At 73.0% G+C, this 17,178-nt stretch carries 17 protein-coding genes; 7 read left to right on the forward strand and 10 right to left on the reverse strand.

The genetic code is table 11. The features are described from left to right. Positions 1 to 49: 49 nt before the first annotated feature. Positions 50 to 556 carry a tRNA (adenosine(37)-N6)-threonylcarbamoyltransferase complex ATPase subunit type 1 TsaE gene (tsaE, locus tag H4F90_RS01795; RefSeq protein ID WP_182660913.1) on the reverse strand — a complete coding sequence of 169 codons (507 nt, stop codon included), beginning with the start codon at positions 554 to 556 and terminating at the stop codon, positions 50 to 52. Between tsaE and queG the strand changes: the two genes are divergently transcribed. Next, the gene (gene queG, locus H4F90_RS01800; RefSeq protein WP_182660915.1) at positions 551 to 1,687 is read left to right on the forward strand and encodes a tRNA epoxyqueuosine(34) reductase QueG; all 1,137 of its coding nucleotides are present in this window, start codon (positions 551 to 553) and stop codon (positions 1,685 to 1,687) included. The genes tsaE and queG overlap by 6 nt on opposite strands. A 23-nt stretch (positions 1,688 to 1,710) precedes the next feature. Here queG and H4F90_RS01805 read toward each other — a convergent pair whose 3' ends face one another. Next, entirely contained in the window at positions 1,711 to 2,616 is a 906-nt protein-coding gene (locus tag H4F90_RS01805) for an AEC family transporter (protein WP_182660917.1), read from the reverse strand. 153 nt (positions 2,617 to 2,769) lie between these two features. On the opposite strand from H4F90_RS01805, the gene H4F90_RS01810 reads away from it, so the two are divergent. The 5 genes from H4F90_RS01810 to H4F90_RS01830 all read left to right on the forward strand — a co-directional run bounded on the left by H4F90_RS01810 (position 2,770) and on the right by H4F90_RS01830 (position 7,690). After that, a complete protein-coding gene (locus H4F90_RS01810; RefSeq protein WP_182660919.1) occupies positions 2,770 to 3,591 on the forward strand; it encodes a PEP-CTERM sorting domain-containing protein in 822 nt (273 codons plus the stop codon). Positions 3,592 to 3,754: 163 nt separating this feature from the next. Further along, the gene (locus tag H4F90_RS01815; protein WP_407926167.1) at positions 3,755 to 4,723 is read left to right on the forward strand and encodes a tripartite tricarboxylate transporter substrate binding protein BugE; all 969 of its coding nucleotides are present in this window, start codon (positions 3,755 to 3,757) and stop codon (positions 4,721 to 4,723) included. A gap of 25 nt (positions 4,724 to 4,748) precedes the next feature. Further along, on the forward strand, positions 4,749 to 5,705 hold the full coding sequence (gene xerD / locus H4F90_RS01820) for a site-specific tyrosine recombinase XerD (RefSeq protein ID WP_182660923.1): 957 nt from the start codon (positions 4,749 to 4,751) through the stop codon (positions 5,703 to 5,705). A gap of 27 nt (positions 5,706 to 5,732) precedes the next feature. After that, positions 5,733 to 6,092: a Spx/MgsR family RNA polymerase-binding regulatory protein gene (locus H4F90_RS01825; RefSeq protein WP_182660925.1), complete on the forward strand. Its 360-nt coding sequence runs from the start codon at positions 5,733 to 5,735 to the stop codon at positions 6,090 to 6,092. 464 nt (positions 6,093 to 6,556) lie between these two features. Next, entirely contained in the window at positions 6,557 to 7,690 is a 1,134-nt protein-coding gene (locus tag H4F90_RS01830; RefSeq protein ID WP_182660927.1) for an aminotransferase class V-fold PLP-dependent enzyme, read from the forward strand. Positions 7,691 to 7,737: 47 nt separating this feature from the next. Here the strand turns inward: H4F90_RS01830 and H4F90_RS01835 are convergent, their stop codons facing one another. From H4F90_RS01835 to H4F90_RS01860, 6 genes are all read right to left on the reverse strand, one after another. Continuing rightward, positions 7,738 to 9,114, reverse strand: coding sequence for an NAD(P)/FAD-dependent oxidoreductase (locus tag H4F90_RS01835; RefSeq protein WP_182660929.1), 1,377 nt, complete (start codon positions 9,112 to 9,114; stop codon positions 7,738 to 7,740). A 92-nt stretch (positions 9,115 to 9,206) separates the two neighbouring features. Further along, a complete protein-coding gene (locus tag H4F90_RS01840) occupies positions 9,207 to 10,025 on the reverse strand; it encodes a (5-formylfuran-3-yl)methyl phosphate synthase (protein ID WP_182660931.1) in 819 nt (272 codons plus the stop codon). Next, positions 10,022 to 10,627: a DUF447 domain-containing protein gene (locus H4F90_RS01845; protein ID WP_182660933.1), complete on the reverse strand. Its 606-nt coding sequence runs from the start codon at positions 10,625 to 10,627 to the stop codon at positions 10,022 to 10,024. Before H4F90_RS01845 ends, H4F90_RS01840 begins: the two co-directional genes overlap by 4 nt. Next, positions 10,624 to 12,147, reverse strand: a complete 1,524-nt coding sequence (locus H4F90_RS01850) for a DUF6513 domain-containing protein (RefSeq protein WP_220486031.1) — start codon at positions 12,145 to 12,147, stop codon at positions 10,624 to 10,626. Before H4F90_RS01850 ends, H4F90_RS01845 begins: the two co-directional genes overlap by 4 nt. A 24-nt stretch (positions 12,148 to 12,171) precedes the next feature. Then, entirely contained in the window at positions 12,172 to 12,765 is a 594-nt protein-coding gene (locus tag H4F90_RS01855; RefSeq protein WP_182660935.1) for a flavoprotein, read from the reverse strand. Further along, on the reverse strand, positions 12,762 to 14,807 hold the full coding sequence (locus tag H4F90_RS01860) for a sigma-54-dependent Fis family transcriptional regulator (RefSeq protein ID WP_182660937.1): 2,046 nt from the start codon (positions 14,805 to 14,807) through the stop codon (positions 12,762 to 12,764). Before H4F90_RS01860 ends, H4F90_RS01855 begins: the two co-directional genes overlap by 4 nt. 227 nt (positions 14,808 to 15,034) lie before the next feature. Between H4F90_RS01860 and H4F90_RS01865 the strand changes: the two genes are divergently transcribed. Next, entirely contained in the window at positions 15,035 to 15,544 is a 510-nt protein-coding gene (locus H4F90_RS01865) for a dihydroneopterin aldolase (protein ID WP_182660939.1), read from the forward strand. Positions 15,545 to 15,663: 119 nt separating this feature from the next. On the opposite strand, the gene fae is transcribed toward H4F90_RS01865, so the two are convergent. Together fae and H4F90_RS01875 are read right to left on the reverse strand one after the other, a co-directional pair. Then, positions 15,664 to 16,173, reverse strand: coding sequence for a formaldehyde-activating enzyme (gene fae, locus H4F90_RS01870; protein ID WP_182660941.1), 510 nt, complete (start codon positions 16,171 to 16,173; stop codon positions 15,664 to 15,666). Between the two features lie 112 nt (positions 16,174 to 16,285). Further along, the gene (locus H4F90_RS01875) at positions 16,286 to 17,173 is read right to left on the reverse strand and encodes a triphosphoribosyl-dephospho-CoA synthase (protein ID WP_182660943.1); all 888 of its coding nucleotides are present in this window, start codon (positions 17,171 to 17,173) and stop codon (positions 16,286 to 16,288) included. Between the last annotated feature and the right edge of the window lie 5 nt (positions 17,174 to 17,178).

The following is a 17,178-nucleotide window of genomic DNA, read 5'->3' on the forward strand; positions in this document are numbered from 1 at the left end:
GCAGGCTGGGACAGCGAGGAATCAGGGGGCGACGGGGGCGGCCCGGGCCTCAGGCCGCCGGCCGCAGCGCGTCGATCAGCTGCAGGCCGAGCGGGCTGCAGGCCTCAGCCTGCACCCGGCGGGCGCCGTCGTCGGCGCCCGGGGCCAGCCGCAGCCGCAGGTCGCAGACCGGACGCTCCGGGCCGGCCAGGGCCGGCCACTCGACCAGCTTGAGTCCGGGGCCGGCGAAGAGTTCGCGCAGGCCGGCGTCTTCCCATTCCCGGGGGTCGCCGAAACGGAAGAAATCGAAGTGCCAGGCCTGCTGCGGGCGGCCATCGGCACCGGTCCAGGCATGCGGCTCGACCACCGCATAGCTCGGGCTCTTGATGCGGCCCGCCACGCCGAGCGCACGCAGCAGGTGGCGGGTGAAGCTGGTCTTGCCGGCGCCGAGCGGGCCGTCGAGCTCGATCAAGGCATCCCGGAGCGCCGGGCAGGCGGCCAGGGCCTGCGCACAGGCGGCGCAGGCGGCTTCGTCGGGCCAGGCCAGCGACAGGCTTCCTAGAATCGGGGCATGCATGCGACGTCGGAATCGGCCTCCGCGCCGGCCGCGCCGCTGGACGGCGCCGCCGTGCTGGCGGACTTGCGGCGCTGGGCCGCGGAGCTCGGATTTTCCCAGATCACCGTGGCCGATCCGGCGCTCGACGGTGCCGAAGCCGGCCTGGCCGCCTGGCTGGCCGCCGGTCACCACGGCACGATGGACTACATGGCCGCCCACGGCCCGCTGCGCGCGCGGCCGGCCGAGCTGGTGCCCGGCACCCGCAGCGTGATCTGCGCCCGCATGGACTACCTGCCCGGCCCGGCCCACGGCGGTGCCGAAGGCGACTGGGCCGAGGCCGAGGCCGCCCGCCTGGCCGATCCGCGTGCGGCCACCGTCTCCGTCTACGCCCGGGGCCGCGACTACCACAAGGTGCTGCGCCAGCGCCTGCAGAAGCTGGCCGAGCGCCTGGCCGCGCAGATCGGCCCCTTCGGCCACCGCGTCTTCACCGACTCGGCCCCCCTGCTGGAGGTGGAACTGGCCCAGCGCAGCGGCCTGGGCTGGCGCGGCAAGCACACCCTGCTGCTGAGCCGCGAAGGCGGTTCGATGTTCTTCCTCGGCGAAATCTGCACCGACCTGCCGCTGCCCGCCACGCCGCCCACCGCCGCGCACTGCGGGCGCTGCACGGCCTGCCTGGACGTCTGCCCGACGCAGGCCATCCTCGGCCCGCAGCGCCTGGACGCGCGGCGCTGCCTGAGCTACCTCAGCATCGAGCAGGACGGGCCCATTCCGCTGGCGTTCCGCGCCGCGATGGGCAACCGCATCTACGGCTGCGACGACTGCCAGCGCGTCTGCCCCTGGAACACGTTCGCGCAGCGCAGCCCGCTGCCGGACTTCGCCGTGCGCGAGGACTTCCGCGACCCCACCCTGCTGCAGCTCTGGGCCTGGGACGAGCCCACCTTCCTGCGCCGCACCGAGGGCAGCGCGATCCGCCGCATCGGCCACGCGCGCTGGCGCCGCAACCTGGTCGTGGCCCTGGGCAATGCCCTGCGCGCGACCGGCGATGCCGACATCCGCCAGGCCCTGGCCGCCGAGCGCGCGCGGCCCGGCCTGAGCCCGCTGCTGGCCGAGCATCTGGACTGGGCCCTGGCCCAGTCGCCCGACCCGGCCTGAGCCCGGCCCTTGCGGCCGCAGGCTCAGCCAGCGAGCCGGCCGGCCAGTGCCGTCCAAAGCGGCAGGCTCACCATGCCGAGCGCCGTCGACACCGTCACCAGGCCCGCGACGAAAGGCCCGTGGCCGCCCATGCGCACGGCCAGCACATAGCAGCTCGAGGCGGTCGGCAGGGCCGAGAACATCACCAGCACCGTGCGCTGGGTGGGCGACAGCGGCAGCAGCAGGGCCAGGCCCAGGCCGGCCAGCGGCAGCAGCGCATGACGGATGCCTAGAAAGGCTGCGGCCAGCCGCGGGCTGGCATTCAGGCCGCCGAGCTGCAGGCCGGCGCCGACGGCCATCAGGCCGATGGGCAGCGCGGCCGAGCCGATGCGCTGCAGCGTCGTGCCCAGCACCTCGGGCAGGCGCAGGCCGGCCAGGTTGCAGAGCAGGCCGGCCACGGTCGAGAGGATCAGCGGATTGCGCAGCAGCTCGCGGCCGAAGGCCTGCTGGCTGTGGCGGGCCAGCGGCCAGACCGCCGCGACATTGCACAGCGGCACGCACAGCGCCACCAGCAGCGCGACGCCTGCCACGCCAGCGCCACCGGCCAGGCGTTCGGCCAGGGCCAGCGCGACGTAGGAGTTGAAGCGGAAGGCCGTCTGCGCGCCCGAGGCATGCAGGCGCGCCTCCACCCCCGGCAGCCTGCCCAGGCCCAGGCTGGTGGCCACGCCGAGTGCGGTCAGGGCCAGGGCGCCGCCGCCCAGGGCCGCGCTCTCGCCCAGGCTCAGCGGGTTGCGGACGATGGCGCCGAAGAGCAGGGCCGGGAACAGCAGGTGGTAGACCAGCTTCTCGGCGGCGGACCAGACGCTGCGGTCCAGCGCGGTGTAGCGGCAGACCAGGAAGCCGCAGACGATCAGCAGCAGGTCGGGCAACAGCAGGAGGGCGGTGCTCATGCCGGAAGCTTAGGCCCGGGCGGAGTACGTGGTGCCCGCAGGCCGGGCGGCGCGAAGCGCGCTCCCGCGGCGCTTCAGGCCAGCCTCAGGTGCCGGACCTACACCTGCGCTTCCTGCCCGCTGTGTCGGGTCAACCCATCTTGCCGCCCCGCCATGCGCCCGAAGCACCTGCTCCCCACCGTCCTGCTGATCGGCGCCTGCGTCGCGGCCCAGGCCGACACCCTCGACTACAGCTTCGCCGGCAGCTACAACACCGTTGTCGAGGGCCAGTACGTTCAGCTCGGCTACACCGGCAGCTTCACGGTGGCCGATCCGGCGGTCACCTCGGTGCGCCCCGCGTCTGCGCCCGATCCGGCCTCGCCGGCCTATGCCGGCATCTGGGCCGGCACCTCGACCTTCTACACCGGCGCCGGCCAGCTCAGCCTGCAGTTCGCCAACGGGGCTACGCTGAGCGCCGACACCCTGGAGCTGGTGGTCAACAACACCACCTTGAGCGAGTCCGGTGCGCCCTATCCGCTGGGCCTGTCGGTGCAGCTCTACCCCCGCGACCTGCTGCTGACCGGCATGGTGGCGAACAAGATCTGCCCCGATGGCAGCACGGACGACGCCTGCGACGACTACGCCGACGCCAACGACGTCGACCCGCTCTTCCGCAAGGGCGATGCCGCCGACCGGGCCGCGCAGCGGATCACGGGGGTGTACTTCGCGTTCTACGATGCGCCCCTGTCCAGCGTGGCGGCCGGCGTCCCCAATCTGGCCACGGCCTTCGGTGGGAGCGGGCTGGGGGTCTATTCGGTCGATGAGCTGGGCCGGAACACCACCACGCTGACCAGCTTCTCCGGCATCGCCTACCAGCTGAAGGCCTCGGGCTCCGGCCCCGTGACCGCGGTGCCCGAGCCCGGCACCCTGTGGCTGTGTGCCGCAGGCCTGGCCCTGCTGGCCCTGCAGCGTCGCGGCATGCGTCGCGGGGCCTGAGCGCCAGGGCGGCGGGCGGCCTGGCCGGCCGCCCCGGGCGCGGTCTACGTAGTCCCCACGATGCCCAGCCCGGTGGGCTATCGTTACGGTCAAGCCAGCAGGCCGGCCCGTGCCGGTCCTTCGACGATCCGAACGACTGGAGACACGCATGAGCCGAACCCCGATCGACCGACGCGAGCTGCTGGCCCTGGGCCTGGGCCTGGTGGCAAGTCCCGCCCTGCGCGCGCAGGGGGCCTATCCGAACAAGCCCGTCCGGCTGATCGTGCCCTTCGCGCCGGGCGGCACCACCGACATCGTCGCCCGTGTGCTCGCCGAGAAGATCACGCCGCACCTGGGCCAGACGCTGATCGTCGAGAACAAGGCCGGCGGTGGCGGCATCGTCGGAGCCGACCAGGTCGTCAAGTCGGCCCCGGACGGCTACACGCTGGGCGTGGCCACCGTGTCGAGCGTGGCCTCCAACCCCGCGATCAACCCGAAGACGCCGTACAACCCGCTGACCGACTTCACCTCGATCATCAACATGGCGGCCACGCCGAATGTGATCGCGGTGCACCCGAGTTTCCCGGCCAGCGACTACGCGAGCTTCCTGGCCCTGCTGAAGAAGAGCCCCGGCAAGTTCAGCTTCGCCAGCTCGGGCACCGGCGGCATCGGCCACCTGCAGTTCGAGCTGTTCAAGAGCCTGACCGGCACCTTCGTCACCCACATCCCCTACCGCGGGGCGGGCCCCGCGCTCAATGACACGGTGGGCGGCCAGGTGCCCATCATCTTCGACAACCTGCCCTCGGCCCTGCCCTTCATCAAGCAGGGGCGCCTGAAGGCCATCGTCGTGGCCTCGGCCGAGCGGGTGTCGGTGCTGCCCGAGGTGCCGACCTTCGCCGACGTCGGCCTGCCGGCCGTCAACCGCATGGCCTTCTACGGCATCCACGGGCCCAAGGGCCTGCCGCAGGAGGTGGTCGACAAGATCCATGCGGCGGTGTCCAAGACCCTGGCCGACCCCTCGGTCAGGCAGCGCATCGAGGCCACCGGTTCGGTCATCGTCGGCAACAGCCCGGCGGCCTTCGCCGAGCAGACCCGGGCCGAGTTCGAGGTCTACAAGGGCGTGGTCGACAAGCAGAAGCTGCGGCTGGACTGATGGCCCGGCTGCAGCGCCTGACCCGATGAGCGGCGCCCCCCCCGTCCCGCCGCGTCGCCGCGGCCGGCCGGCTGCGGCGGCCCTGCCCGCCGCCAGTGCCGAGGCCATCGAGAGCTTCCTGGGCGCGCTGTGGCTGGAAGACGGCCTGTCGCGCCTGAGCCTGGCGGCCTACCGCCGCGACCTGGCCCTCTTCGCCGGCTGGCTGGCCGCCGAAGCCGACGGCCGCGGCCTCGACGAGGCCCGCGAGGCGGATCTGCTGGCCTACATCCTGGCCCGCCACGCCGAGACCCAGGCTGCCACGGCCAACCGTCGGCTCAGCACCTTCCGCCGCTACTTCCGCTGGGCCCTGCGCGAGCGCCGCCGACCGGACGATCCGACGCTGCGGCTGAGCCCGGCGCGCCAGGCGCCGCGGCTGCCGAAGTCGCTCGGCGAGGCCCAGGTCGAGGCCCTGCTGGCCGCCCCCGAGCTGAGCACCCCGCTCGGCCTGCGCGACCGCGCGATGCTGGAGCTGATGTATGCCAGCGGCCTGCGCGTGTCCGAGCTGGTCGAGCTGCCGGCCGTGCGCATCGGCTGGAACGAGGGCGTGCTGCGCATCGACGGCAAGGGCGCGCGCCAGCGCCTGGTGCCTTTCGGCGAGGAAGCCCGCCGCTGGCTGCGCCACTACGCCGACACGGCCCGGCCGCAGCTGCTGGCCGGACGCGCCAGCCCGGCCTTCTTCGTCACCGCACAGGCCGAGGCCATGACGCGCCAGCGCTTCTGGCAGTGCGTGAAGGCCCATGCCCTGCGTGCGGGCATCACCCAGTCCATCTCGCCGCACACCCTGCGCCACGCCTTCGCCACGCACCTGCTCAACCACGGGGCCGACCTGCGCGCGGTGCAGATGTTGCTCGGCCATGCCGACCTGTCGACCACCCAGATCTACACCCATGTCGCGCGCGAGCGCCTGCGCAGCCTGCATGCCGCGCATCACCCGCGGGCCTGAGCCGGCGCGGCTTGCGACACTCGGACCATGCAGCCCCTGATCCTCCACGGCATCCCGAACTGCGACACCGTCAAGCGCGCCCGCGCCTGGCTGGCCGAGCAGGGCGTGGACCACCTGTTCCACGACTTCAAGAAGCTCGGCGTGCCCCCCGGCGCGCTGGCGGGCTGGCGTGCCGCCGTGGGCGCCGACCGTCTGCTGAACCGCCAGGGCACGAGCTGGCGCAAGCTCGACCCCGGCCAGCAGGCCGCCGCGGCGACGCCCGAGGGCCTGGACCGGCTCCTACAGGCCCAGCCCAGCCTGATCAAGCGCCCGCTCGTGCAGTGGCCCGACGGCGCGCTGACGGTGGGCTTCGATCCCGCCGACTGGGCCCGCCGCCTCGGGCGCTGAGGCAGGTCGCGGCAGCGTCTCGGGCGGACGCTCGACGCAGCGCCGTCCCGCTTCGTTGCGATTCATCGCCTTCTTGCAGGCCAGCTCGGTCGGGTGGGGGCCGCTCAGGCTTTGCAGGCCGCCCGGCTGCTCCCGCACCTCGAACCATGTGCTGCGCGGAGGCTCCGGCGCCGCGCCGGCCAGCGGCGCGGCCAGCAGCAGGCTGCCCAGGGCCAGCCGCAGACCGGATCGGGAGGCGGGGGACCAGGCCGTGGTCGGGCGAGGTGCGCGCGGGAGCTGGGGCATGGCCGGGGGAAGGGTTTCGACGCGGGACCCGATTCTTGGCCGATCCAGCCCCGCTTGTCCGCCGCCGCTGGCACATCCCGGGCCTTTGCGGGCCCGGGGCAGCCCCTGGGTCCCGTGCGCTGGCCTGCGCTGATAAGCTGCCCGTCCCAGGCCCTCGGGCCTTTTTTGCTGTACCTGCCATGCCCGCCCTGCTTTCCAACGTCGACCCCGACGGCCTGCTCGAGTACTCGGTGGTCTACACCGACCGCTCGCTCAATCACATGTCGAAGAAGTTCGGCGGCGTGATGCGCGACATCTCCGGCATCCTCAAGGCCGCCTACCAGGCCCATGCCGTGGCCATCGTGCCGGGCAGCGGCAGCTTCGGCATGGAGGCGGTGGCCCGCCAGTTCGCCACCGGCCAGCGCGTGCTGGTGATCCGCAACGGCTGGTTCAGCTACCGCTGGTCGCAGATCTTCGAGATGGGCCACATCCCCTCCGAGCCCACCGTGCTGCGCGCGGCCAAGACCGGCCCCGGCGACACGGCGCCCTACGCCCCGCCGGCCCTCGACGAGGTGCTGGCCACCATCGCGCGCGAGAAGCCGGCGGTCGTCTTCGCCCCGCATGTCGAGACCTCGGCCGGGATGATCCTGCCGGACAGCTACCTGAAGGCCGTGGCCGACGCCACCCACGCCGTCGGCGGCCTCTTCGTGCTGGACTGCATTGCCTCGGGCTGCGCCTGGGTCGACATGCAGGCCACCGGGGTCGACCTGCTGGTCTCGGCCCCGCAGAAGGGCTGGAGCGGCCCGCCCTGCGCCGGCTTCGTGATGTTCAGCGAGCGCGCACACCGGGCGATCGAGTCCACCACCAGCAGCAGCTTCGCCATCGACCTGAAGAAGTGGCTGCAGATCATGGCCACCTACGAATCGGGCGCCCATGCCTACCACGCGACCATGCCCACCGAGTCCATGGTCGTCGCCCGCAATGTGATGGCCGAGACGCGCGACTTCGGCTTCGCCCAGGCCGCGGCTGCGCAATGGGAGCTGGGCCGCCGCGTGCGCACCCTGATGGCCGAGCTGAAGGTGCCCAGCGTGGCGGCCGACGGCTTTCAGGCCCCGGGCGTGGTCGTCAGCTACACCGCCGATCCGGCCTGGCAGAACGGCTCGCGCTTCGCGGCCGAAGGCCTGCAGATTGCGGCCGGCGTGCCCCTGGCCCTGGATGAGGGGCCGGCATTCCGCACCTTCCGCGTCGGCCTCTTCGGGCTCGACAAGCTGAAGAACGTCGACCGCAGCGTGGCTTCGCTGGAGACGGTGCTGCGCAAGCTGGTCGCGGCCTGAACGAGCCGCCTCGCCGTCCGATCCGGCCCGCCGCGCGCGGGCCTTTTTCAGGGTCTTGCGGCGGGCGCCCCGGGGGGCAGGGCCGGCTCGGTCCGCGCGGCGGGAGGGAGCCGGCCGGGGCTGCGCTGGAAGCGCAGGTGGGTGATGTCGGTCGGCGTCACCATGCCCCAGACCCATTCGAAGAACACCCGCAGCCGCCGGCCGGTGGAGGGGATCTGGCTCAGGTAGTAGGCCCGCCACATCAGCCAGGCCGGCAGGCCGCTGAGCTGGAAGGGACCGGCCTGGGCCACCCCCTTGCGGTGGCCGATGGCGGCCATCATGCCGAGCGCCCGGTGGTGGAAAGGTCGGGTCGGCCGGCCGGCCACCGCGGCGGCCAGATTGGCCGCCAGGTGGCGCGCCTGCCGCACCGCGAACTGGGCGGTGGGCGGCGCGACCTGACCGCTGCGGCCATTGGGCACGTAGGCGCAGTCGCCCAGCGCCCACACGCCCTCGTGGCCGGGCACCGACAGATCCGCCGCCGCGACGATGCGCCCCTGCACCAGCGGCAGGCCGAGCTGCAGCGTCAGGGCCTGGGCGCGCACGCCGGCCGTGGCGATCACCGTGCGGCCGGCCAGGGCGCGGCCGTCGTCGAGATCGACCCCGTCCTCACGCACGCGCTGCGCGCGGGCCTTCAGCAGCACCGCCACGCCCCGTTGCCGCAGCGAGCGCTCGGCCGCCTCGCCCAGGCCGGGCGGCAGCTCGGGCAGCAGGCGGTCGCCGCCGTGCAGCACGCTGACCTTCAGTTCCCGGGCCGCCACCTCGGGGTAGTAGCGGCGCATGCTGTGCAGGCAGTCGACCAGCTCGCCCGCGACCTCCACGCCCGAGAAGCCGCCCCCGACCACGATGAAATGGCCCAGCTCGTGGCGCAGGGCGGGGTCGGTCTCCAGCTCGATGCGGGCCAGGCGGCGCAGCACGGTGTTGCGGATGTGCATGGCGTCGCCCACGGTCTTCAGCGGCAGCGCGTGTTCCGCCATGCCGGGCATCAGGTCCAGGCGCGCGGCGCTGCCGACCGCCAGCACCAGATGGTCCCAGGGCAGGGCCTGCGGGCCGGCCAGGGTCTGGCAGTGCAGCAGGCGGGCGCTCCAGTCCACGCCCCGGACCTCGCCCATCACGAAGCGCCGGCCGGGCGCGGGCCGGAGCATCTCGCGCACCGGCACAACGACCTGCTCGGGGAAGACCGAGGCCCCGACCGCCTCGGGCAGCATGGGATTGAAGGTGGTGTAGCTCTCGTCGGAGACCAGGGTCAGCTCGATCGCCGGGCCGCGCCAGCGCCTCAGTGCCCGCGCCAGGGTGGTGCCGGCGAAGCCGGCACCGACGATCACGATGCGCAGCGCCGGGGCGCCGGGCCCGGGCGACGGGGAGGAGGCGGGCGGCGAGGGCGTCATGTCCCGGCCGAGTGCAGGATTCGTGCGCGTGCGACCTGCAGCCCCCCGAGCTGCGGGTCGGCCCGCCCCGTCTCAGGAGCCGGCGAGGGGGGTCACGCGGGGCCCAGCGCGGCGCGCAGCGCCGTCAGGCGTTCGGGTGCCAGCCGGCCGGCACGGTCGCTGTCGCAGACGGCGCCACGGAAGCCGAGCAGGTCGGCGCCGAAGCGGCGCAGCGCGGGCAGTTCGTCGAGACGCAGCGAGCCGGCCAAGCCGGCCCAGGCCCCGGTGGCCTGCACGGCCTGCACGAAGGCCTGCAGCTCGGCCGCCGGGCGGCGGGCCAGCAGGCTGCCACCGCGCTTGTCGGCGGTGTCCAGCATGAGGGCAGGGAAGCCGCTGCGCAGCGCGGCGTTCAGCCGGCAGCTGTCCAGGCCGGCATCGGCCAGCAGCACCGGCACCAGGCCGCGCCAGGCGAGCAGGGGGCGGGGCTGGCCGGCGGATTCGGCGGCGTCCTGCTCGGCCCGCAGCCGGGCCTGAAGGCGGCCCAGGGCGACCAGGCTGCGGGCGTCGCCCGGCCCGGCGCCGACCTTGACCCATTGCACGCCGCAGGCGGCCGTGGCGCGCACGCGGGCCTCCAGCGCGGCCACGTCGTCCCAGGGCCCGTCGCCGATGGTGGCGCTGACCGGCTGCCCATGGCCGGCCGCGCGCAGGGCGGTGACGAGCTGCCGCAGCACCGCCTCGGGCACGGCGCCCAGGGCGCCGGTGGCGGGTTCCTTGGCGTCGATGATGGCCGCGCCCCCGGCAGCGGCCTGCAGGGCCTCGGCCGTGTCGCGCACGCTGACCAGCAGCCGGGGTGCCGAGGGCCGCGGCGCGACCCTCGGCCCGCCCGGCGCGTCCAGCGGCGGGCAGACGCCGCGCGGCAGCGGCGCATTCATCGGCCTCCCTCCGCCGCGGGCCTGGCGTGGTGGGCCCGCACGGCCTCGACCAGCCAGGACCAGGCCTCGCGCTCGGCCGCATCGGCCGTCTTGTCGATGGCGATCTGAAGGTAGGCCATCTCGGCCTCCACCTTGGCCCGCGGCAGCAGGTGCAGGCGGCTGACCAGCACCGCGCCTTCCAGCACGGCGGCCTGGGCGCGCTTGAAGCCGGGCCAGGGCGCATGCGTCACGTCGTGCAGCACGCGCAGGCGCAGCACGGGACGGCGGGTGGCTTCCTGCACCTGCTCGCTGGCCTCGACCAGCTCCAGCGCCAGGTGGCGCAGGGTGTCGGCCAGGCGGCGGTTGCGCACGCCGGCCACGCCCGGCACCTCGACCAGCGGCCACTGGCGGCGGCCGGTCACGCTGCCGGCGATCACGCGCACATCGGTGCTCAGGTTCAGCACCGCGGCGCGGGTGGCCAGGATGTTGTCCAGCGTGGTCGAGGGCGCGAAGGGCATCAGCACCACCTCGTCGCCGCGGTAGCGCACGCCCAGCGGCGCGACATTGGCCTGGCCGTCCGTCGAGCTGGTGCTGACGACGGCTTCGAAGATGGAATCGTTCATGGGGCGGGGGCCGGATCGCCGGCTGCATCGGCCGCCGGGCCGGGGACCTCGGCAGTGGCCGGCGGGGGCGAGGCGGCGTTCGCGTCGGCCGCTGCCGGCCTCGGGGTCCTGTGGGTCAGCGTGCTGCCGGGCGCGCAGTAGGCGCCGTCGTCGCCGGCCGCGCGGGCATGGGCCACGCCCCAGTCCAGCGGCTGATCCTGCACATAGCGCTTGCCGAGCTGCCAGGCGATCTCGGCCCGGGCCAGTTCCACGCCCATGTAGAAGGCATGGGCGGCGTCGTTCTCCAGGCCGAGCTGCGGCCAGAGCGCGAAGGCATCCTGCGCGACGCGCAGGCCCTCGCGGTTGTAGACGTGGATGCCCTCGGGCGCGATCTGCACACGGAAGTTGGGGTCGCGCACCTGGGCGGCGGTGGCGGCAATCTCCTCGGCGCTGTCCGTCCACGGCCGCTTGGCATGCACGGTCATCAGCCGGTCGCTCAGACCCTTGGGCAGCATCTGCTGCTGCATGGCGGCGTGCATGATGCGGCGGGCCGCATCGGCCTCGGCCACCGCACGGCGGGCATGCGGACTGACCTGGGTGGTCAGGATGGCGGCGGCGTCCAGCTCGGCGCAGACGCCGAGCAGCAGGGCATTGAGGCCGGCGGTGTCGACCTCGGTCAGCTCCGTCACATTGCCCACGCCGACCATGATCTCGACCTGCGGATAGCGCTGCCGCAGCCGCTGGTAGCGGCACAGCGATTCGAGCAGGCCGAAGGGCAGGGGGTCGAGGATGGGATCGGCCAGGAAGGGCTTGCCGCGCGCGAGCATGGCGTCGATGGCGGCATGCAGCGAGGCCTCGTCGCTGGGCTCGCGCGGGATCAGCACGGGAATGCTGTCGACCTCGTCGGCGATCCACAGCGTGTCCAGGCGCAGGCTCAGCAGGTGATCCGCACCGGCCCGGCCGCCGCGCAGCAGTTCCTGCGGGTCGAGCGAATCGACGCTGACCTTCAGGCCCTCGGCCTTGAGCTCGCGCACGCAGTCCTCCAGGTGGGGAAAGGGCGTGGCCGGCAGGCCGCCGAGGTCGATCACGTCGGCGCCGTCGGCCGCGTAGGCGCGGGCCTTGGCCAGCACCTCGTCGACGCTGAGCCGCGCGGCATCGGTGATCTCGGCAAAGATCCGCGTCCGGTACTGGCCCAGGTCCACCGCGGTGGCCGCGCGCTTGAAGAAGGCCGGCAGGTCCTTCAGCTCCTCGGGCCCGCGCTGCACGGGGATGCCGTAATGGGCCGACAGGGCCTCGACTTCGCCCCGGCAGCGGCCCGGCAGGATGAGGCGGTCGGCGCGGCGCTCGGGCTGGCCCCCGGCCGCCGGGGTGATCAGCGGCGCCGGCACGCGGCGCTTGACCATGTCGGCCGTCATCAGCGCGGCGACCTGCAGGCCGATCTCGCGCACCTCCCAGCTGAAGGACGGCGGCTGGAAGCTGCCCAGCACGCGGCGCAGCGCCGGCTCGGCCAGGCGGCCGGTGAGGAAGACGAGGTGCTCCATCGCGGGCAAGGGCCGGGGCCGGCTTCAGGCCGCCCAGGCCAGGCCGAGCTGGTCGAGGCGACGCGCCAGCGCGGCTTCGAGCTGGGCCGGATCGCAGACGACTTCGATGAATTCCATCGTGCGCAGGCGCTCGACATTGGCCAGCTCGATGCGGCGCGGCCTCAGGGTGAACCAGTCCTGGTCCGAGGTCTTGGGCGCGGTGGTCAGCACCACGGGCTCGGTGTCGCAGGCGAAGACGATGCTCGGGATGCCCAGCTTGCCGGCCTGCGCGACCATGTTCGTGGGCAAGGTGTCCGAGAGGCCGTAGGCGATCTTGGCCACCGTGTTGCTGGTGGCCGGCGCGACGACGATGGTGTGATAGGCCTCTTCGTAGATCTGGCCCACGGGCACGGCGCTGGCCGTCTTGTCGCGCACGACGCGGAAGTGCTGCTTCAGGCGGTCGAGGGGGTGGCCGTACATGGGCAGCACCTCCTCGCCGGCGGCCGACAGCAGCAGGTCCACATCGGGCAGGCGGCGTGCGAGGGCGAGAGACTCTTCGAGGAAGTGGCCGGAACCGGTGATCGCGAAGGCAAAGCGCTGGGGCGGCCGTGCGGCTGCAGCGGCGGGGTCGGAACTCATCGCGCGTGGGTCAGCGGAATGTGCAGCTTGTGCAGCTTGCGGTAGAGGGTGTTGCGGCTCACGCCCAGCGCCTGGGCGACCTTGCTGACGTTCCAGCGCTGCTCGTTGAGCAGGCGCATCAGCACCTCGCGTTCATTGGCCTGGATCACGTTCAGGTGGGCGGCGGGGTCGGGCTGGGCCTCGTCCTCCTCGATCGCGTCGGCGAGCGGCTGCGGCGCGGCCAGGGCGGGCGCGGCCGAGGGGGCAGCCACGCTGGCCAGCTGGGCCAGGTGCTCGGCATCGATGCGGTGGCCATCGGCCAGGGCCACGGCCGTGCGCAGCACGTGGCGCAGCTGCCGCACATTGCCCGGCCAGGGATGGGCCAGCAGGCGGTCCATCGCTCGCGCGCTCAGCGTGGCCTCGGGACCGGCCTCGGTGGCGAGCAGGGCCAGGATCAGCTCGCGCTGGTCGCTGCGCTCGCGCAGCGGCGGCAGCATGACGGCCAGGCCGCAGAGGCGGTAGTACAGGTCTTCGCGGAAGCGACCGGCCTGCACCAGGGCCGGCAGGTCACGGTGGCTGGCGCTGATGAGCTGGAACTCGACCGGCACGGTCTCCTCGCTGCCCAGGGGCGTGACCTGGCGCTCGTCGAGCACGCGCAGCAGCCGGGCCTGGAGCTCCAGCGGCATGTCGCCGATCTCGTCGAGGAAGAGCGTGCCGCGGTCGGCCTGCAGCACCTTGCCGCGCCGGCCGCTGCGCTGCGCGCCGGTGAAGGCGCCGGCACGGTAGCCGAAGAGTTCGCTCTCGATCAGGCTTTCCGGCAGGCTGGCGCAGTTCACCGCGACGAAGGCCCCGCCCGCGTTCGGGCTGCGGCCATGCAGCGCGCGCGCGAAGACCTCCTTGCCTGCCCCGGTCTCGCCCTGCAGCAGCACCGGAATCTGGCGCGAGATGGCCCGTGCCGCACGGTGCAGCTGGGTGGCCAGACGCGGGTCGCCGAAGGCCCCGGACGTTCCGCCGTCGGCGCCATTCAGCAGCCCATCGCCCTGGGCCACGCCGCCCACCGGGCGCGCGACGATGTCGATCGCCGGTTCCAGGCCGGGCTTGGCCACCGGCACGCTGCGCTCGCCGAGCGCCGTGGCGGCCGGCGGTCGGGCCACCGCGAAGAAGCGGTGCGCGGCCTGCGCGGCGCGGTAGGTCACGACCGGGTGGTAGGCGCTGCGGCTGCTGCGCTCGAGCAGATTGGCCAGCGAGGTCTGGAAGATCTCGTCGACATGGCGGCCGCGCAGCTCGTCCATCGTGCGGAAGCCGAGCTGCATCAGCGCGCTGCGGTTGGCCGCCTGGATCTGCCCGCCGCCGCTGACCGCGAGCCGGCCCTCGTGCAGCGTGTAGACGAACTCGGGCCGGCTGTGGAAATGCAGCGGATGCGCATCGCGGCAGCGCAGGTCGAGCAGGCGGTTCTCGACCATCTGCGCGGTCATGCCCAGCAGCACCAGGCCGTGCTGCTGCGGCAGGCTGGAGCGGCTGGTCACGTCGAGCACGGCACACATCGCGCCACTCGGGTCGAAGATCGGCACGGCCGAGCAGGTCAGCGAGGTGAACTGCGTGAAGAAGTGGTCGTCGCGGCTGACCGCGACCGCGCTGGCCGAGGCCAGGCAGGTGCCCATGCCATTGGTGCCGGCCTCGGCCTCGCTCCAGATCGCGCCGACGTGGAAGCCCATGGGCTGCAGGTCGTCGGCGAACTCGGGCGAGGACACCATGTGCAGGATCGCGCCCTCGGTGTCGGTCAGCACGACGGCGGACTCGGGGTCCGCGAGCTGCTGGTACAGGGTGGCCATCTCATGGCGCGCGCAGTCCAGCAGGTCGGCCAGGCGCTGGCAGCGGGCTTCGAGCTGCTCGCGCGGCAGCACCGGCGGCTTGCGCGGCCGGTCGGGGTGCAGATGATGCTGCTGCATGCAGCGCTGCCAGGACTGCACGACGACATCGCTGGTCTCGGCGCGGAAGCCCTGCAGCACGACTTCCATCACGCGGTGTGCGTGGCGGTTGTTCTCGATCACCGTGAGGCTCATGGCATGGTCCCTTGAGGGCGGATGGCTGGGCGTGCAGCCTTCGATTGTGGCGCCGCCGGCCCATGGGACGGGGCATCCATATCCCGGGGACGGGCCGGTGATTGCGAAGCCTTCCCCAGCCGTCCGTGGCCCGTGACTTGCTGCATGATTCGATCCGGCAAAGGCCTAGCGACCGCACGATCGGCCGCGGCCTGCGGGCCACCCCTGCCGCCCCGAGGAGACTTCCGATGAACGCCCCCCGCCCCCAGATGCCCGGCATGCTGCCTCCCTCTCCGCTCGCGGTCGAAGCTGCGCAGCCGCTGGACCTGATCTTCATCGAAGGCTTCGTCGGCCAGACGGTGATCGGCATCCATCACGACGAGCTGCACGACACCCAGCCCCTGCGCATCGACCTGTATGCCGGCGTGCCGCGGCCCAAGGCCTGCGACAGCGACGACATCGATGACACCATCAACTACGCCGAGGTCCGCGAGCGACTGCATCGCCTGATGGCCGAGCACCGGCTGCGCCTGCTCGAGGCCTTCGCCGAGGAGATTGCCGACATCCTGCTGCACGAGTTCCGCGCGCACTGGGTGCGGGTCGTCGTCGTGAAGCCGCGCAAGTTCCCGGATCTGGACGGCGTGGGCGTGGCCATCGAGCGGCGACGCGCGGTGACGACCGAGCTGCCCGCGCCGGCGGCTTCGGGTGCGGCCGTGCTGTCCCTGATCGGCAACGGCATGGTGCCCGACAAGGCCTGAGCGCAGCCCACAAAAAAGCCGACTGCAGGGCAGTCGGCTCGTTCGGACAGCCGGGAGGCTGGAGCGGACGGTGGAACGTGCCGCAGCCGAAGCCGCGGCGAGGGCCGTCCGGTCCGGACTCAATTCGGCGCGAAGGGGTGCGAGGCGCTGCCCTTCTTGGCCACGACTTCCTTGGCCGAGGGCTCGCGGTTCACCGCGCGCTTGATGGCTTCGCGGGTGGCCGCGTAGTTGTAGTCCTGGATCTTCTTGTCGTCGTCGGCCATCCAGTGGATGAACACGCCGACGCTGACGAACACGTCGTCGGCCTCGTCGGCCGGGATGGTGCCGTCTTCGACCGAGTCGGCCACCGCCATGGCCACGCCGCGCTGGGCCGGGCCGAACATCTGGACGGCCTGCTTGGCGCCCTTGATGGTGACCTTGTTGAACATCACGGTCGCCGGCTTGCACAGCAGGTTCGGCGCGACGACGGCTAGCAGCGAGGTGAAGCCGTCCTTGTTGTTCACCAGGGCGTTGGCGAAGGCGCTTTCGGCGGCGCTGCCGCGCGGGCCGATGAGCAGGTCGATGTGGGCGACTTCGTTGCCGTCACCGACGAGCGATTCGCCGACGAGCACGCGATCAATCTTTGCCATGGGGATGTCTCCGTTTGCAGGGGTCTAAGGTGTCGAGCTCAGGTCGCTGATGCCCCGGGCATCAACGAGGCGAAACTATCACGATCCATGCCACCGCCCATGATCGCCAACCCTAGCGAAGCAGGCGTGGGCCGCAGAGGCCGGCCAGCATCAGCGTGGCCACGGTGAAATCGGCGCTGGTGCCTGGGTTCAGGCCTGCGGCCTTCAGTTCGGCATCCCAGGCCGTGAAGTCATGCAGCGCGTCCAAGGCCTGCCCAGGGGCCTGACGAAGCTGCCAGCGCCGGGCCTGTTCAGTGACAGCCTGTGCCGGCCCCGGGCCGTGCTTGCGGACAATGTGTGAATCGGGCGCGCTGCCGAGGAAGGCCAGGAAGACCGATTGCACGGCAGCCACCGGCAGGCCTTCGACCCCGATGGGCGCTGCGGCCTGCCACTGCCGAAGGCCCGGCGCGAAGAGCTCGGCCAGGCCCTGGGTGTAGGCCTGCGCGATGCGGTCGCGGTCGGTGGCCAGGGCCATCGCCGCCTGCAGGGGCAGGCTCGGCGGGGCATGGACATCGCCCTGCGCGCGTCGGCCCAGGCCACCTGGATGGGCGCGGGCGATGGCGCGGTAGGCCGCGCGGCTGTCGTCCAGGCTCAGGGCCTGACAGACCGCTGCACAGCGGGCCTGCAGGGCCTGCGGATCGAGGGCCTGCGGCGCCTGCGGGTCGAGCAAGCCCTCGGCCGCCACGGCCAGGGGCGCGCACAGCAGCAAGATGCCGAGGTTGGTGTTGCAGCCGGCGACGGCCCAGGTGGCCTCGACGGCGGCCTCGATGCGTTCGCCCACCGGGCGGCCGCGGGCGATCAGGGCCGGCGCGGCCGCGGCCGCGCTGTCGAGGAAGTGCCGGGCCTGCATGCCGTGGCCGGGCGAGGCCAGGCTGACATTGCCGGGCTTGCGCACGGCCACATCGAGCCGGCATGCATCGAGGAAGGCCTGGCGCAGGGCCAGGATGGCGGGATCGGACATCGGCG

This window comes from Aquariibacter albus (assembly GCF_014145335.1).
In the GTDB taxonomy this organism is placed as follows: Bacteria; Pseudomonadota; Gammaproteobacteria; order Burkholderiales; family Burkholderiaceae_C; genus Aquariibacter; species Aquariibacter albus.

Bases quoted from the DNA above. Each gene is read 5' to 3' on its own strand.
- queG (WP_182660915.1), top strand. From the start codon at position 551: ATGCATGCGACGTCGGAATCGGCCTCCGCGCCGGCCGCGCCGCTGGAC.
- tsaE (WP_182660913.1), bottom strand. From the start codon at position 556: ATGCATGCCCCGATTCTAGGAAGCCTGTCGCTGGCCTGGCCCGACGAA.
- H4F90_RS01805 (WP_182660917.1), bottom strand. From the start codon at position 2,616: ATGAGCACCGCCCTCCTGCTGTTGCCCGACCTGCTGCTGATCGTCTGC.
- H4F90_RS01810 (WP_182660919.1), top strand. From the start codon at position 2,770: ATGCGCCCGAAGCACCTGCTCCCCACCGTCCTGCTGATCGGCGCCTGC.
- xerD (WP_182660923.1), top strand. From the start codon at position 4,749: ATGAGCGGCGCCCCCCCCGTCCCGCCGCGTCGCCGCGGCCGGCCGGCT.
- H4F90_RS01825 (WP_182660925.1), top strand. From the start codon at position 5,733: ATGCAGCCCCTGATCCTCCACGGCATCCCGAACTGCGACACCGTCAAG.
- H4F90_RS01830 (WP_182660927.1), top strand. From the start codon at position 6,557: ATGCCCGCCCTGCTTTCCAACGTCGACCCCGACGGCCTGCTCGAGTAC.
- H4F90_RS01835 (WP_182660929.1), bottom strand. From the start codon at position 9,114: ATGACGCCCTCGCCGCCCGCCTCCTCCCCGTCGCCCGGGCCCGGCGCC.
- H4F90_RS01840 (WP_182660931.1), bottom strand. From the start codon at position 10,025: ATGAATGCGCCGCTGCCGCGCGGCGTCTGCCCGCCGCTGGACGCGCCG.
- H4F90_RS01845 (WP_182660933.1), bottom strand. From the start codon at position 10,627: ATGAACGATTCCATCTTCGAAGCCGTCGTCAGCACCAGCTCGACGGAC.
- H4F90_RS01850 (WP_220486031.1), bottom strand. From the start codon at position 12,147: ATGGAGCACCTCGTCTTCCTCACCGGCCGCCTGGCCGAGCCGGCGCTG.
- H4F90_RS01855 (WP_182660935.1), bottom strand. From the start codon at position 12,765: ATGAGTTCCGACCCCGCCGCTGCAGCCGCACGGCCGCCCCAGCGCTTT.
- H4F90_RS01860 (WP_182660937.1), bottom strand. From the start codon at position 14,807: ATGAGCCTCACGGTGATCGAGAACAACCGCCACGCACACCGCGTGATG.
- H4F90_RS01865 (WP_182660939.1), top strand. From the start codon at position 15,035: ATGAACGCCCCCCGCCCCCAGATGCCCGGCATGCTGCCTCCCTCTCCG.
- fae (WP_182660941.1), bottom strand. From the start codon at position 16,173: ATGGCAAAGATTGATCGCGTGCTCGTCGGCGAATCGCTCGTCGGTGAC.
- H4F90_RS01875 (WP_182660943.1), bottom strand. From the start codon at position 17,173: ATGTCCGATCCCGCCATCCTGGCCCTGCGCCAGGCCTTCCTCGATGCA.